Genomic DNA, 13,126 nt, shown 5'->3' with positions numbered 1-13,126 from the left:
TTCCGATAAAATCCGATCTGTCCTGCACCTCACTTTTGAGACAGATATGATTCGTGCTGCCCGCGAAGTGCAAGGTCCGTTTTACATCGCCGCTCTCCTGTCCTGAACGACTGTAGTCGGGTCGGAAGCCGCCGGCCGGTCTCAGCAGTGCCAATGACAGCTATGGCCGGCCGCCGAACCGAAATCCGAGGGTTCGTTCTCCGGCCCCTACGAGACGTTCAAGGCATTGATGCCAAGCGTCTGCCCATGGCGCAAACTGGGACACCCGCGATATGTCCGGAAAGCTCTCGTAGCACGCGGACTGGATGGGTTGAGTTCACCGTTCCACTTTGGCATTCCCAACTCGTCCGATCGCGCAGGAGCGACGCCGCTTCGGATACCGGCGTTTGCTCGTGATGCTGAGGCGCGAGGGCTATGTCATTAACCACAAGAAGCTCTTCCGGCTCTATCGCGAGGAGAAGCTGGCCCTTTCGCCGTCGTGGCGGGCGCAAGCGGGCCATCGGGACCAGGGCACCCATGCTGGTGCCGCAGCGTCCCAACGAACGGTGGTCGCTCGACTTCGTGTCGGATTCAACTCACCGACGGCCGCCGCTTCCGCATCTTCGCCGCCGTCGACGACTGCACGCGCGAGTGCCTGGCACTGGTCGCGGATTCCTCGGTCTTGGGGTGCGGGTGGCGCGGGAGTTGGAACAACTCATGATCGAGCGCAGCCGGCCGAAGATGATCGTCAGTGAAAATGGCAGCGAGTTCACCAGCAATGCCATCCTGGCATGGGCCGATCAGAGCCGCGTCGCATGGCACTACATTGCGCCGGGCAACCCGATGCAGAACGGCTTCATCGAGAGCTCAACGGCCGCCTTCGCGATGAACTCCTCAACGAGACGCGGTTCACGTCCCTGGCCCAGGCCCGCGCGAGGCTCAATGTATGGCGCGCCGATTACAACGGCGCGCGTCCGCACTCGCACATCGGATGGCAGACACCCAACGAATTTGCATCGACCTTCAACCCGCGACGGTCGCTCGCGCTGCGCAACGTGAAACGCTCCGCACCAGCACCCGTCGCGTCCATCGCGCATCAGGGCAAATCCACCCCCGGAAACGAACTCACGTCTGGATAAAACTTGGGGGAAACGTCAGGGCGGCCATAACTTTGCAGTCTTCAGACGCGAGGCGGCGTACAACAGCGCTGCCCACCATGCTTGTGGCCCGCGACCCACACACCGCTTTTCCCTTCAGATCGCACGTTATGCTTCCTTCATTATTACCGATGTCTGCATGACCTTGAGGTCTTCCCGCACCATTTCCGCGGCGAGCTCGCGCACGGATGTCTCATGCACCCAGCCGAGCTTCTCCTTCGCCTTGGTGGCATCGCCCAGGAGAAGATCGACTTCCGTGGGGCGGAAGTAGCGTGGGTCTACCTGGACTAGGCATCTGCCGGTCTCGACATCATAGCCCTTTTCGTCGACTCCCTCACCACGCCATTCGAGCTCGACGCCGACATCTTCGAAAACCCATTCGACGAATTGGCGGACAGGGGTCGTCTTGCCCGTCGCCAGCACGTAATCATCCGGTTGATCCTGCTGCATCATCATCCACATACCACGCACGTACTCACGCGCATGGCCCCAATCGCGTTGAGCATCCAGATTGCCGAGATAAAGCTTGTCCTGCTTGCCGAGGTAGATAGCAGCGGCGGCGCGGGTGATCTTGCGCGTCACAAAAGTTTCGCCGCGCAGTGGGCTTTCATGATTGAAGAGAATGCCGTTGGAAGCATGGATACCATAGGCCTCGCGATAGTTGACCACGATCCAGTAGGCGTAGAGCTTGGCGGCGGCGTAAGGGCTGCGCGGATAAAAGGGCGTTGTTTCGTTCTGCGGTACGGATTGCACGAGGCCGTAGAGCTCTGAAGTCGAGGCCTGATAGAAGCGGGTCTTGTCCTTCAGACCGAGGAGGCGGATCGCCTCAAGAAGTCGCAATGTTCCGATACCGTCGGCGTTTGCTGTGTATTCCGGCGTTTCGAACGACACCTGGACATGGCTCTGAGCGGCCAAGTTGTAAATCTCGTCTGGCTGGGATTCCTGAACTACTCGGATGAGATTGGTCGCATCAGTGAGGTCACCGTAATGCAAAATTAGGCGCGGATCGGGATCGTGCGGGTCTTGGTAGATGTCTTCGATGCGACCCGTGTTGAAGGAAGAGGAACGTCGCTTAATCCCATGAACGACGTAGCCTTTTTCCAGCAGAAGACGGGTAAGATAGGCACCATCCTGTCCCGTTATGCCCGTAACCAGAGCAACTTTCCTGTTCTCGCCCATTTTCTTCCTGCTCTATTATAGTTGAAGTTTCGACTCCGGCTCGCCACACCGCCAGCAAACTGCGGCCCGCCCCATACCCTATGGTAGGATTTCGAGAGATGCGGCGCGGAGCTCGTCATTGACAGTGTCAGCCAGCGAGCACACCTGCTCCTGCTTGGAGGCATAGCAAAACAGAGTCTCGCCGCTAACCTGCCTAAGTCGCACATGCGGCCTGAGTGCCGAACTCAGCTCACGGGGTGAGCGACATAGATTTCAATCACGTCGCACCCGATTTGCTCATCAATCAGCGAGTGAGGACGCCCTCCTGGGAGTCTACGTCCGTTCTCAAGCACGCAGGTCGGTTGCATAGCCGCTCCGCTTCTTCCACGAAGTGGGTGGCCAGTAGAATCGTCTTGCCCTCGCCAACAGGGCACGTAGCCATTCCCAGATAAAATTGCGGGCATGTGGGTCCAAGCCGACAACTCCACCTTACCGCTCTCTTGCGCTAACCAAGTAATCTTAATCATTGCCTGCTTCAGCGTCTTCTAATGGAAATTGTTTTGATCAGTGAAATCGATTGTTTGGATGAGGTGCATCCACAAAATGGATTGTTTGACAGGGCAGCGCGGCACATCGGCGGCACAAAGTCGTGGGCGCGAGGTTTCGCTCCGCGCGAAGACAAAGTTCGTGGCAGTCGGGGGCTTTGGGCGAACCGCACATTTGAGACGGCGGCGAAAAGCCGGGTAGGGCATTACGTATTGACCTCCAAGGAATTTCGGGCGCGCTAGCCCGAAAACGGTAGCTGGGCTTCAACGATGGGGGGGACGAGGCGACCATCAAACTGTGTTTCATACTGTAGGCGATCGCAGTGCGGCGAATTTGAACGGCCGCCTTTGCCAGCCCTCGCCATCGCATCCGGCTACAGGTGCCGAAGATCTTCTCGATCCGAGTACAAATTCTGTGGATCGGTTGGTTCCAGGCGTCGAGCTTTCGGCCTCGTCGCGCCCCCACAGCGGTTGCGACGATGCGCGGCCTTCCACCCTTGGCGCGCACCGCGTCGCCGAGATGATTGCCTCGGTAGGCGCTGTCGGCAAACACTTCGCCGGGATTGTCGGGCAGAGCATCAGGAACGGCGTTGCCGTCCTCGGTGTGGGCGCCGTGACGGCGATCTCCTCGACAAGGGCCGTATCGGCGTAGGCACCGAAATGGGCTTTGAAGCAATGAAACGCTGGTCGGCGCTTGTACTTGACCCAATGGCCCTCTTCATCATCTTCGCTGGCCGAGGCGATGATCGCCGCATCGACAGGCGTGCCGATCTTCACCTGGATCGCTGAACTGGCGGGTGATCTCGGCGAACAACAGGGTCATGAACCTCAACGGCCTGTCGAAAACGGACGAGAGCGGGTTCGCACAGGTGTCGGCTCCGACACCGAGAACCCGCAGAACCGTCGGAACGATCCTCCACATGGCTGCAGACGCCAAAATTCCTCTCTGGCCGTCGTCGCACAGCATCGCGTGCCAGTCGCTCAGTCCGGCCGGATCGAAAGCTATCCGGTCGACACGAGTTGCGCCATGTTGGCGCACTTGAAAGCGTCAGAGGGCGCCGTGTCGCATCTTTCGATGGGACCGGACGCCATGATGGCCATAAATGACGTGGATGGCCTGCGCCTGACATTCGACGGCTGGCGGGTCCTGCACATCCGTCCTTCAGGAAACGCCCGCAAATGACATGTTACGTTGAGGCAGTTAAGAATTGGACTTGAAAAAGGGACTTTGTGGACTGCCTCGAACGGCTGTTTCGCTTAGCAAAGCGCGGCCTCGCGTCAGCAGAGGCCCATCATCAAGGAATGCCTTAGTATCCAACACATGGATGGGCCACATCCACGCAATCAATTTTACAGATGTCGCCCGGCGCATTAGAGAACGCTGAATTTAACCGGAAGCGGGAGTACCCGGCGTCAAGATTTGCGAGCGTCACAGAGATAAGGATAGGCAGTGCAGAGGGAGCTCTTCTGCCCCACGCGCAGCCTCTACCAAATCGCCCGGCGTAACGGTCGACTAGTATCGATTAAGGGATCCCAAGCCAGATGCAACCTCGTCTCTGAAACGAGATTTCCGAAAATGCAGGTCAGTGGATTGGTAAAGCGCAGGTTCGTCGTCTCTCAGAGGCGTACGGGGTTCGGTGATTGTCTATGGTCGCTGGCGGCCGCTTGGCGCTACGCTCAGCGGTCGGGACGAACGCTAGCCGTCGACTGGCGCGGGTCCTGCTATCTCGACCAACCCTTCACAAATGCCTTTCCGGTGTTCTTCGAACCGATCAATGACATCGCTGGCGTACCGGCTATTTGCGACGACCGGATCAACGACTTTTCCTTCCCGGGTCCATTCTTCCCGGAGTGGTGGAATAGGCCAGCGATCGACTGCCTTTACCGCCCAGATGAGCAGATTTTCCAAGAGCGCGACGAGTTGGGCGAGCTCTTTCAGGCCGAACACGATGTCGAAGCGAACACAGTAGTGTGTGACGCTTGCTTGATGTGGCGCTGCGATGAGGATGCCGAGCGGCAGGTCTTCCAGAGTGTCAAGCCTCGGTCTGAAATTCAAACACGCATAGATGCCATTTACCAAGAATGTTTTGAGGGGCACAGCATCATCGGGGTTCATGTTCGACATGGTAACGGTGAAGACATCATGGACCATGCGCCCTACTGGGCCGATCCGGAGTTCGCCGTTCGACAAGTGTGCACTGCGGTTGATAAGGCTAAAGCGTTACCGCACCCCAAGCCTGTGCGGCTGTTCTTGTGCACGGACAGCGCGCAGATCCTGGATCACCTGTCGGCCAGGTTTCCCGATCTTCTCACCGTCCCCAAGCATTTCCGATCCGATCAAGACGGCCCCTTACACACTGCAGCACTTGGGATGGACGGCGCAATTTCCGCCCTCGTTGAGATGTATCTTCTCGGGCGCTGCGATACTGTAATTCGGTTTCCTCCGACGAGCGCCTTTACACGATATGCACGCCTTTTCGTACCACGCGTAATTGAGTTCGATCTGAAGGAGCCAAGTCGTTTGATTTTGATAGAAGACAGCCAAAGAATCTCTGGTCTCAGTTAAGACCCGTCACCTGCACAATTCGGCGGATGCAACCAACAGGCATAGTTGAATGTCCATTTCTCATCGAGGCCATGGAAGCGTCGTACGATACCGATAGCGTCGTCATCTGAGGCCGTTCGGCAACGCGCCAGAACTTCGCTGTTACTCGGAGGCCGCAGACCAAGCCAGAGCGACGGCGATCGTGACGCTAACGCTCGAAAGGGCGCGGGCAATCACTCCAGAGACGAAATCGAGGTTGTTATATGAAAGTGGTTCCCGTCATCATCAGCGGCGGAGCCGGATCGCGGCTATGGCCCGCCTCAAGGCAATCGCACCCTAAACCTTTCCTCAAAGTGGCAGACGGGCATTCACTGATGCAGCACACTGTGTTGCGCGTCGGTTCGATAAAGGGCGTAGTGGAACTCGTCGCCGTGACATCTGGGGAACACCTCTTCCTTACCAAGGACGAGTTCGACGAACTAGATTCCGTGGTCCTGCCACGCACCTTTCTGCTCGAGCCTGAAGGCCGGGATACGGCCGCAGCCGTTGCGGCAGCCGCCATCCATGCCAAGGCAACGCAAGGCCCTGACGCGATTCTATGCGTCTTCCCAGCCGATCACATGGTTGGCAACCTGCCTGCATTTTTAGACGTCATGTGCCGGGCCATCGAACATGCGAAGCTCGGGCGGATCGCCACATTGGGCATCACCCCAACCAGACCGGACACGGCATTCGGCTATATCGAAGCGGATGGTGAGAAAGTCGTCCGTTTCGTTGAAAAACCGGATCTGGACACAGCCAAAGCCTATGTCGCGTCCAAGCGCTTCTTCTGGAACGCCGGCATTTTCTGCTTTAGCGCACAAACCATGCTCGACGAGATGGCATCGCATTGCCCCGCGGTGATCCAGGCCGTCTCCGACAGCTACGAGAACGGCCGCTTCAGTCAAGGCGAAGGCTTTGCCAAAATCGAACTCGCGCCTGAGCATTTCGGCTCCGCCCCGCGAATCTCGCTCGACCACGCTGTCATGGAGAAGACGAACAAACTTGCCGTGGTTGCCTGCGACATGGATTGGAACGACATCGGATCCTGGAACGCAATGGCCGATTTGATCGCCCCCGACGAAAGCGGGAACAGGATCCGCGGCGATGTGCATATGGTCGACACGACCGGCAGCTATGTGAGCTCCGACAAGCGCGTCATCGGCACGGTCGGTGTCAGCGATCTGGTGATCGTCGATTCCCCGGACGCTTTGCTCGTCGCATCCCGCGACCGCGTTCAGGACGTCAAGAAGCTGTTCGAGGGCCTCAAGGCTTCAGGACATGAAGCTCACCTGGTCCACAGCACGGTACATCGGCCGTGGGGTACCTACACGGTTCTTGAGGAAGGCGAGCGCTTCAAGATCAAACGCATCGAGGTGAAGCCCGGTCGGCGGCTGAGCCTGCAGATGCACTATCATCGTTCGGAGCACTGGGTCGTGGTCAGCGGCTCCGCGAAAATCGTCAATGGCGAGCAGGAGTTGTTCCTGGCGACAAACGAATCAGCCTACATCCCCTGCGGCCATAAGCATCGGCTGGAGAACCCAGGCAGAATTGACCTGGTGATCATTGAAGTGCAGAGCGGCGATTATCTCGGCGAGGATGATATCGTTCGCTTCGACGACGTATATGGTCGAACGTAGATTTCACCCGCGTGACGAGAACGGTCAACGTGTCGCTGACTAATTACCACTAGGAAGCCCGTCTGCCCACTCAGGACCGGATGCTTGTGGAATCGGGAATTGACCAAGGCAGCGGCGAATGACCGCAATCGGCATCAGGGTTGGGACAAATCAACCGGAAAAGACCGGAGAGCATAGTAACGCAACACAGTCCCACTGTCGAATAGCCTTTGATATTTCTGACTTTCCAAGCACCCTCAGGGCCCACCAAAATTATATCAATGGCTTATGGCCGACTTCGCTCTGAAGTGGGCCAAATCGACCTCGCTATCCCCGCAGCACTCAGTTCGATTGTTTTCGCATGAAAACGAGCAAGGACAGGGGGAGGGCGATCTTGTGCTGGCTTCTATGTCCAATCTTGCTCCTGTTCGTCGTCAGGTTGTGTGCAGCCACATAGCGCGGCTATCGCGAGGCTGGAAGGCCTCCGATCGATAGGTGCGGCGAACGGCGGCAACGAGGTGCGAATAGGATGGCTGAGCGTATGATCGAGAATACCGCAGTTGCGGTCTAGCGCGAAATGCAGCGTCTGTGACTCATCGGTCATTGCAGCGGGAATCATGACCCTAAGCCGCCCTTCATCAGCCCACCAGCGCCCAGAAGAAGGCGAAGATCCGTCACAATGCCTACCTGTACCAAGGCTTCAAGCAGTTCACCGCGAATGGGAAGACCGCCAGCCATTGCTTCTTCATTTTCGGCCATTCGCTCGCTACGAATGACGACCACATCCTTAACCGCATAGCGCGTGGCAAGTTTCTGGCACCTATGGTGAACCAGCATCCGCGGATAACCAGCGGATAATGAACCACGCGAACGAGCTAGCGGTGCAGCGCAACGAAAAATCGCCGCTTGATGTCGTCTTTTATGATGCTGCTACAGTTCATGTCTGGGGTTTAGGCTTAGAAGCGGAATGACTGCCAACCAGGTCATCGAGCCGGAAACTGACCGGCCGGTGGGCCCAAAAATGACATTCAGTTGCCTCCAGCCTTTCGACACGAGCCACTTCACGATCTCGCGATTGCCAGCTAGCGGCTTGTTGCTCGAGCTTCGCGATCCTAGTCTGTGGTCGCTATGCCTCAGCAAGAAGATTCCGGTTCCTAGCCGGGCGGAGGCGCAACGAGATAGCCAGCTCAGGACAAGGAGAGCAAGCCATGGTCGCTTTTACCCTCAATGGCGAGGCGCGAACACTCGACGTCGATCCAGAGATGCCGCTGCTCTGGGCGATCCGTGACGGCATCGGACTCACAGGAACGAAATTCGGTTGCGGCCTTGCCCAGTGCGGCGCTTGCACGGTTCACGTTAACGGCATGCCGACGCGCTCGTGCCAGACCGCAGTCGGCGACATCGAAGGAGCCTCGATCACCACCATTGAGGGCGTGTCGGGCAAGATCGGCGAAACGGTCCAGGCCGTGTGGGCCGAGTTCGACGTACCTCAATGCGGCTATTGCCAGTCTGGCCAGATCATGTCGGCCGTGGCCCTCCTGACAGAGACGCCGAAGCCGACGGACGATGATATTGATTCGGCGATGAGCGGCAATCTCTGCCGCTGCGCCACCTATCATCGCATCCGCGCGGCCATCCACGAGACCGCCAACCGGCTGGAGACTTGAGGCATGTTGCAGTTTCTCCCGAAGCATAATGCCGTGGGGCCCACGCGGCGCCAGTTCCTCCTCGGCACGGCCGTCACCACCGCGGGCTTCGCCGTGGGCTACCGGCTAATGATGGCCGCGCCCGCCAACGCACAAACGACGCCTGCAGCGGTCCAGGCGAACCCCTTCCAGACCTATGTCGAGATCACACCGGAGAACCGAATCGTCATCCACTCGTCGCAGTTCGAGATGGGACAAGGCTCCTATTTCGGCATCGCCACCCTGGTTATGGAAGAGCTCGACGGCGCCTGGGCGCAGGTCCACGTGGTCGGCGGATATGGCAATACCGCGCTCTACGGCAATCTCGCCTGGGGCGGGGCCGCGCAGGGAACCGGTGGCTCCACGTCGATGAGCTCGTCGTGGGAGCGCTACCGCAAGGCGGGTGCTGCCGCACGGGCCATGCTGGTGGCGGCCGCGGCGCAGCGGTGGGACGTGCCAGGCGGCGAGATCACAGTCGCTTCCGGGGTCGTGTCGCACGCCTCAGGGATGCAGGCGCGCTTCGGTGACCTGGCTGAAGCCGCAGCGGGAATGCCGGTTCCCGACGACGTGCCGCTAAAGCCGCGCGACAAGTGGGCCCAGATCGGATCGGACAGCCTCAAGCGCTACGATTCCGCCGGCAAGACCAATGGCGCGCAGACCTACACGATCGACCTCAAGATGGATGGACTCAATACGGCCGTTATGATCCATCCGCCGAAGTTCGGCGCTGAGATCGAGAGCTTCGACGCCTCCAAGGCCAAGGCACTCGACGGCATTGTCGATGTCGTCCAGACGCCGCGCGGCATTGCCGTCGTCGGCAGGGACATGTGGACGGCGCTCAAGGGCCGCGATCTCGTGGAGGTGACCTGGAACGAAGAGAAGGCCGAAAGGCGCGGCACGGCCGAGATCATGGCCGAATACACTAAGGCAGCAGACGATCCGGGCGCGGCCACCGCGCGCGACGACGGTAACACTCCCGCAGCGTTGGCCAGTGCTGAGAAAGTCATCCAAGGGCACTACGAATTCCCCTATCTTGTCCATGCTTCGATCGAGCCACTCAACGCGGCCGCCCGAATCAACGAAGACGGCACCATCGACGTGTGGGGCGGACACCAGATGCCCGACCTTTATCAGGCGGCTGCCGCTAAAGTAGGCGGCACCACGCCGGACAAGGTGAGGCTGCACGTGATGAAGACCGGCGGCAGCTTCGGCCGCCGAGCGGTCTCGGACGCAGATCTCATTATAGAAGCTGTTTCCACAGCGCGTGCACTGGGACCCGGCAAGCCAGTGAAGGTGCAGTGGACCCGCGAGAACGACATGCGGGGTGGGCGGTACCGGCCGACCTATGTGCACGCAGTCGAGGCGGGGCTCGACAAGGAAGGCAATGTCGTCGCTCTCCATGACCACATCGTGGGCCAATCGATCGCGGGCGGTTCGCCCTTTGCGGCGATGATCGAGAACGGCATCGATCCGACCTCCGTGGAGGGCGCCACCAACCTGCCCTATGCGATCCCGAACCTGAAGGTCGAGCTGACCACCACGGACGTGAACATCCCAGTGCTGTGGTGGCGTTCGGTAGGCTCCACCCACACCGCTTACGCAATGGAAACCCTGATCGATGAGCTCGCCGCCGCTGCGAACCGTGATCCGGTCGACTTCCGCTTGTCGATGCTCGGTCACCATCCACGGCATGCCGGCGTGCTGAAATTGGCTGCTGAGAAGGCAGGCTGGGACAAGCCTCTGCCGGAAGGCCGTTTCCGCGGCGTGGCCCTGCATGAAAGCCTCTCGACCTATGTCGCCGAGGTGGTGGAGATCACCTTCAACGATGGAAATGATTTCAAAGTCGACCGCGTCGTCTGCGCGGTAGATTGCGGCACCGCGATAAATCCTGACCAGATCCGCGCTCAGATGGAGGGCGGTATCGGCTTCGGCCTAGGCGCGATCCTCCAGGAGGAGCTGACCCTGACGGGCGGTGTCGTAGACCAAGAGAACTACGACACCTATATGCCGCTCAGGATCGAGCAGATGCCGCGCGTCGAGGTGCACATTGTGCCGTCCGACGAGCCGCCCAGGGGCGTTGGCGAGCCGGGTGTGCCGCCGATCGGCCCGGCCGTCGCCAACGCGCTACGGGCGGCGACGGGCAAGACGATCCGCAAGCTGCCGATCATAAAGAACTTGTCAGCATAGCCGGGAATGACACCATGAAAACGGCCGCGATGAAGATCGCGGTCGTAGGTCGTTTTTTAACGCCTCCTGACAGGCGATCACCTCCATTCGATCAATTTCCGGCGGCTGCCCGGTCCAATATCCGGTTTAGAGACTGTAACCCGTGTTCTGAACGACCGCAGACGGTCGTTGGTGCTGGTAGCACTAAAGAACCGCTTTCGAGACGCAAATGCCGCACGCAAATGTCTCGAAAGGGTCACGCTAGAGACTTTGTACCACCTAGTTGCATGTCTGCTATCGCTTTCTTGGCGCGAGAAGCGGCCGGTCCTCTGACGGCCCCATAACAGGACATTGATGTCTTCGCGCTGAGCGTCAGCAGTTGGCGCTACCGCGACCTTTCTCAGGAAGGCTGCACACCGACGCGATCTTCCTTTCGCCTTGCGCAAACCTCCCTTCCGAGTGAGGCGTTCAGTGCGTCGGCTTGGTGGACTGAGGCACTTCTGAGTGGGACAACAACATCGAAAAACATTGGAAAAGATTTGAATACTCTGAAGTCCCACTGATCTCTAAGAAATTGATTTTTATCGCTTTATGAACACCCTCCGGGCCCACCATTGTCGTTGATTTAATTACGAAAAAATGCCCTCGGCCCAAAACGTTTTGGGCCCGTTATGGGCCCAAAGAAAAGGGCAACCAGAAGCCGCCCTACGGATTGTCGGTTGATTTCACTTACTTGACGACCCGCAGGGCCGCTCGCTGCTTCATCGCATCGCGTTTGGCCTCACGCTCGTTGATGGCGCGGGCTATGTCGGCAGCCATTCGCTTCTTGTTGGCCTCTCGGACATATTCGTCTGTCACTGTCATTGAGGAATGCCCCATCGCCTCCATGATGGCGCGCGCTTGGATGTTGCATTCGGCGAGATACGTGCCAAAGGTACGGCGTAGCCCGTGCAGGGTGTAGCCCTCCGGAATGCTGGCCTGCTTGTTCCAATGTGCCATCATGCCGGTGAGGCTCTTTTCCGCGAACGGACGCCCATAGGCATTCTTCAGTACCGTCCCGCCTTTTGAACGATCGAGCGGAGCCAATGCTTGCGCGAGCTTGTCAACGATGGGGATAAACATCTCGCGCCCGCCGTGACGGTTGCGATTCTTCTTCTGCCGGAAATCGAAGGCCTCGATCACGTCTAGCGAACCATCGAACAGTTCGATCTCCTCGGAGACCAAATCGTTCCATTCTAACGAGGCGATATCGCCGCGTCGATTGCCAAGCCAGAAGCCGAGCGCATAACAGGTGCGCGCCGGGGAGCCGATCGGATGGCGCGCCTCGAACTTTTCACGAATGGCGATCGGCCAGGCGGGATTGGCAGTCGATTTTGGAATGCGGACGCGAATTGACAGCGAGGGATCGTCCTGCGGTTTGATCCATCTCTCAACGTCGATCGCCACCCACAGGAGCTTCTTGATTGCAACCAGCAGGTGCTTGGCAACCGTCCGGTTGGTGGCAAAGACGCTTTCGATAATCGCACGCAGGTGGTCGGCATCGAGATGTTCCACCGGCGTGTTGCGCCAAGTCAGCGGATAGGCAGGATCGACCTGCATCTGAAGGAAGCGCTCAATAAGCCGCGCATTCTTCTGCTGCGTCGCTTCGTCGAAGTCCAGCCATTCCATCGTCGCTTCAAGTCGGCGTGCAGCATGACCAAATGTTTTTGGCAACGCCCGACCGGGCAAGTCAATGATGACAGCGTTTTGACGTTGGCCTTGCGTTGCCTGTTCATAGGCGGCTTCGAACTCAGGATCGCCTGGTCCGCCAGGAAGCCGAATTTCGGGCATTCCTTTGCCGCGATAGCGATAGATGAGCTTTCCGTTCTTGATGCGCGACGAAACGCCGGGGTAGCGGACATCTTTGAATGGCCTGGCCATTAAATCTCCCTTTGAATTTTCCGCTGCCGTTGCTCCACAGGCGGGCAATCCTCCAGCATTGCCTGAAGCGAAAGGGTCTTGCTTTCCATGGCAACGCGCAGGAGTACCGGGTAAGGGAAGCCTCGACCTTGCTCTATGCCTTCAAAAGTGCGTTTCGGTATTCCCAAGACCTTGGCTGCACTCTCGGCGGTGAATCCTCCCTTCGCCCGCCAGCCTTTCACTTCTCGCGCGAGCTTTTCATTGTCGTTCACGTCATCTCTTTCGCTCAGGCGATGACCGTACTACGCCTGCAGCGTATACGCAATGTGCGTAG

The 13,126-nt window shown here is 58.6% G+C and carries 10 protein-coding genes and 2 pseudogenes; 7 read left to right on the top strand and 5 right to left on the bottom strand.

The features are described 5' to 3' along the window. Positions 1 to 344: 344 nt before the first annotated feature. Positions 345 to 1,118: pseudogene (locus NKI72_RS24900) on the top strand (IS3 family transposase); the annotation flags it as partial. 126 nt (positions 1,119 to 1,244) lie between these two features. Here the strand turns inward: NKI72_RS24900 and gmd are convergent. From gmd to NKI72_RS24885, 3 genes and pseudogenes are all read right to left on the bottom strand, one after another. Beyond that, positions 1,245 to 2,315, bottom strand: coding sequence for a GDP-mannose 4,6-dehydratase (gene gmd / locus NKI72_RS24895; protein WP_023718702.1), 1,071 nt, complete (start codon positions 2,313 to 2,315; stop codon positions 1,245 to 1,247). 141 nt (positions 2,316 to 2,456) lie between these two features. Beyond that, positions 2,457 to 2,771 (bottom strand): annotated as a pseudogene (locus NKI72_RS24890) (nodulation factor ABC transporter ATP-binding protein NodI); the annotation flags it as partial. A gap of 371 nt (positions 2,772 to 3,142) precedes the next feature. After that, positions 3,143 to 3,616, bottom strand: coding sequence for a hypothetical protein (locus tag NKI72_RS24885; RefSeq protein ID WP_352467054.1), 474 nt, complete (start codon positions 3,614 to 3,616; stop codon positions 3,143 to 3,145). On the opposite strand from NKI72_RS24885, the gene NKI72_RS24880 reads away from it, so the two are divergent. From NKI72_RS24880 to NKI72_RS24855, 6 genes are all read left to right on the top strand, one after another. Further along, complete coding sequence (locus NKI72_RS24880) at positions 3,582 to 4,022, top strand: hypothetical protein (protein WP_352720239.1); 441 nt, start codon at positions 3,582 to 3,584, stop codon at positions 4,020 to 4,022. The genes NKI72_RS24885 and NKI72_RS24880 overlap by 35 nt on opposite strands. Before the next feature lie 393 nt (positions 4,023 to 4,415). Further along, positions 4,416 to 5,405: a nodulation protein NodZ gene (locus tag NKI72_RS24875; RefSeq protein ID WP_352704213.1), complete on the top strand. Its 990-nt coding sequence runs from the start codon at positions 4,416 to 4,418 to the stop codon at positions 5,403 to 5,405. A gap of 242 nt (positions 5,406 to 5,647) precedes the next feature. Next, a complete protein-coding gene (locus NKI72_RS24870) occupies positions 5,648 to 7,063 on the top strand; it encodes a mannose-1-phosphate guanylyltransferase/mannose-6-phosphate isomerase (RefSeq protein WP_352589324.1) in 1,416 nt (471 codons plus the stop codon). Between the two features lie 648 nt (positions 7,064 to 7,711). Continuing rightward, positions 7,712 to 7,900: a hypothetical protein gene (locus tag NKI72_RS24865; protein ID WP_352720339.1), complete on the top strand. Its 189-nt coding sequence runs from the start codon at positions 7,712 to 7,714 to the stop codon at positions 7,898 to 7,900. 350 nt (positions 7,901 to 8,250) lie between these two features. Further along, the gene (locus NKI72_RS24860) at positions 8,251 to 8,709 is read left to right on the top strand and encodes a (2Fe-2S)-binding protein (RefSeq protein ID WP_352467057.1); all 459 of its coding nucleotides are present in this window, start codon (positions 8,251 to 8,253) and stop codon (positions 8,707 to 8,709) included. A gap of 3 nt (positions 8,710 to 8,712) precedes the next feature. Further along, positions 8,713 to 10,914, top strand: a complete 2,202-nt coding sequence (locus tag NKI72_RS24855) for a xanthine dehydrogenase family protein molybdopterin-binding subunit (protein ID WP_352720236.1) — start codon at positions 8,713 to 8,715, stop codon at positions 10,912 to 10,914. A gap of 708 nt (positions 10,915 to 11,622) precedes the next feature. On the opposite strand, the gene NKI72_RS24850 is transcribed toward NKI72_RS24855, so the two are convergent. Both NKI72_RS24850 and NKI72_RS24845 read right to left on the bottom strand, forming a co-directional pair. After that, complete coding sequence (locus tag NKI72_RS24850; RefSeq protein WP_352851077.1) at positions 11,623 to 12,813, bottom strand: tyrosine-type recombinase/integrase; 1,191 nt, start codon at positions 12,811 to 12,813, stop codon at positions 11,623 to 11,625. Next, entirely contained in the window at positions 12,813 to 13,064 is a 252-nt protein-coding gene (locus NKI72_RS24845; RefSeq protein ID WP_352851075.1) for a helix-turn-helix domain-containing protein, read from the bottom strand. Before NKI72_RS24845 ends, NKI72_RS24850 begins: the two co-directional genes overlap by 1 nt. Between the last annotated feature and the right edge of the window lie 62 nt (positions 13,065 to 13,126).

Source organism: Mesorhizobium sp. M0437 (assembly GCF_040321335.1).
GTDB lineage: Bacteria > Pseudomonadota > Alphaproteobacteria > Rhizobiales > Rhizobiaceae > Mesorhizobium.
The sequence above is the reverse complement of the archived record's forward strand: the minus strand, read 5'-3'. Positions and strand labels throughout refer to the sequence as shown.

Bases quoted from the DNA above. Each gene is read 5' to 3' on its own strand.
- gmd (WP_023718702.1), bottom strand. From the start codon at position 2,315: ATGGGCGAGAACAGGAAAGTTGCTCTGGTTACGGGCATAACGGGACAG.
- NKI72_RS24880 (WP_352720239.1), top strand. From the start codon at position 3,582: ATGATCGCCGCATCGACAGGCGTGCCGATCTTCACCTGGATCGCTGAA.
- NKI72_RS24875 (WP_352704213.1), top strand. From the start codon at position 4,416: ATGCAGGTCAGTGGATTGGTAAAGCGCAGGTTCGTCGTCTCTCAGAGG.
- NKI72_RS24870 (WP_352589324.1), top strand. From the start codon at position 5,648: ATGAAAGTGGTTCCCGTCATCATCAGCGGCGGAGCCGGATCGCGGCTA.
- NKI72_RS24860 (WP_352467057.1), top strand. From the start codon at position 8,251: ATGGTCGCTTTTACCCTCAATGGCGAGGCGCGAACACTCGACGTCGAT.
- NKI72_RS24855 (WP_352720236.1), top strand. From the start codon at position 8,713: ATGTTGCAGTTTCTCCCGAAGCATAATGCCGTGGGGCCCACGCGGCGC.
- NKI72_RS24850 (WP_352851077.1), bottom strand. From the start codon at position 12,813: ATGGCCAGGCCATTCAAAGATGTCCGCTACCCCGGCGTTTCGTCGCGC.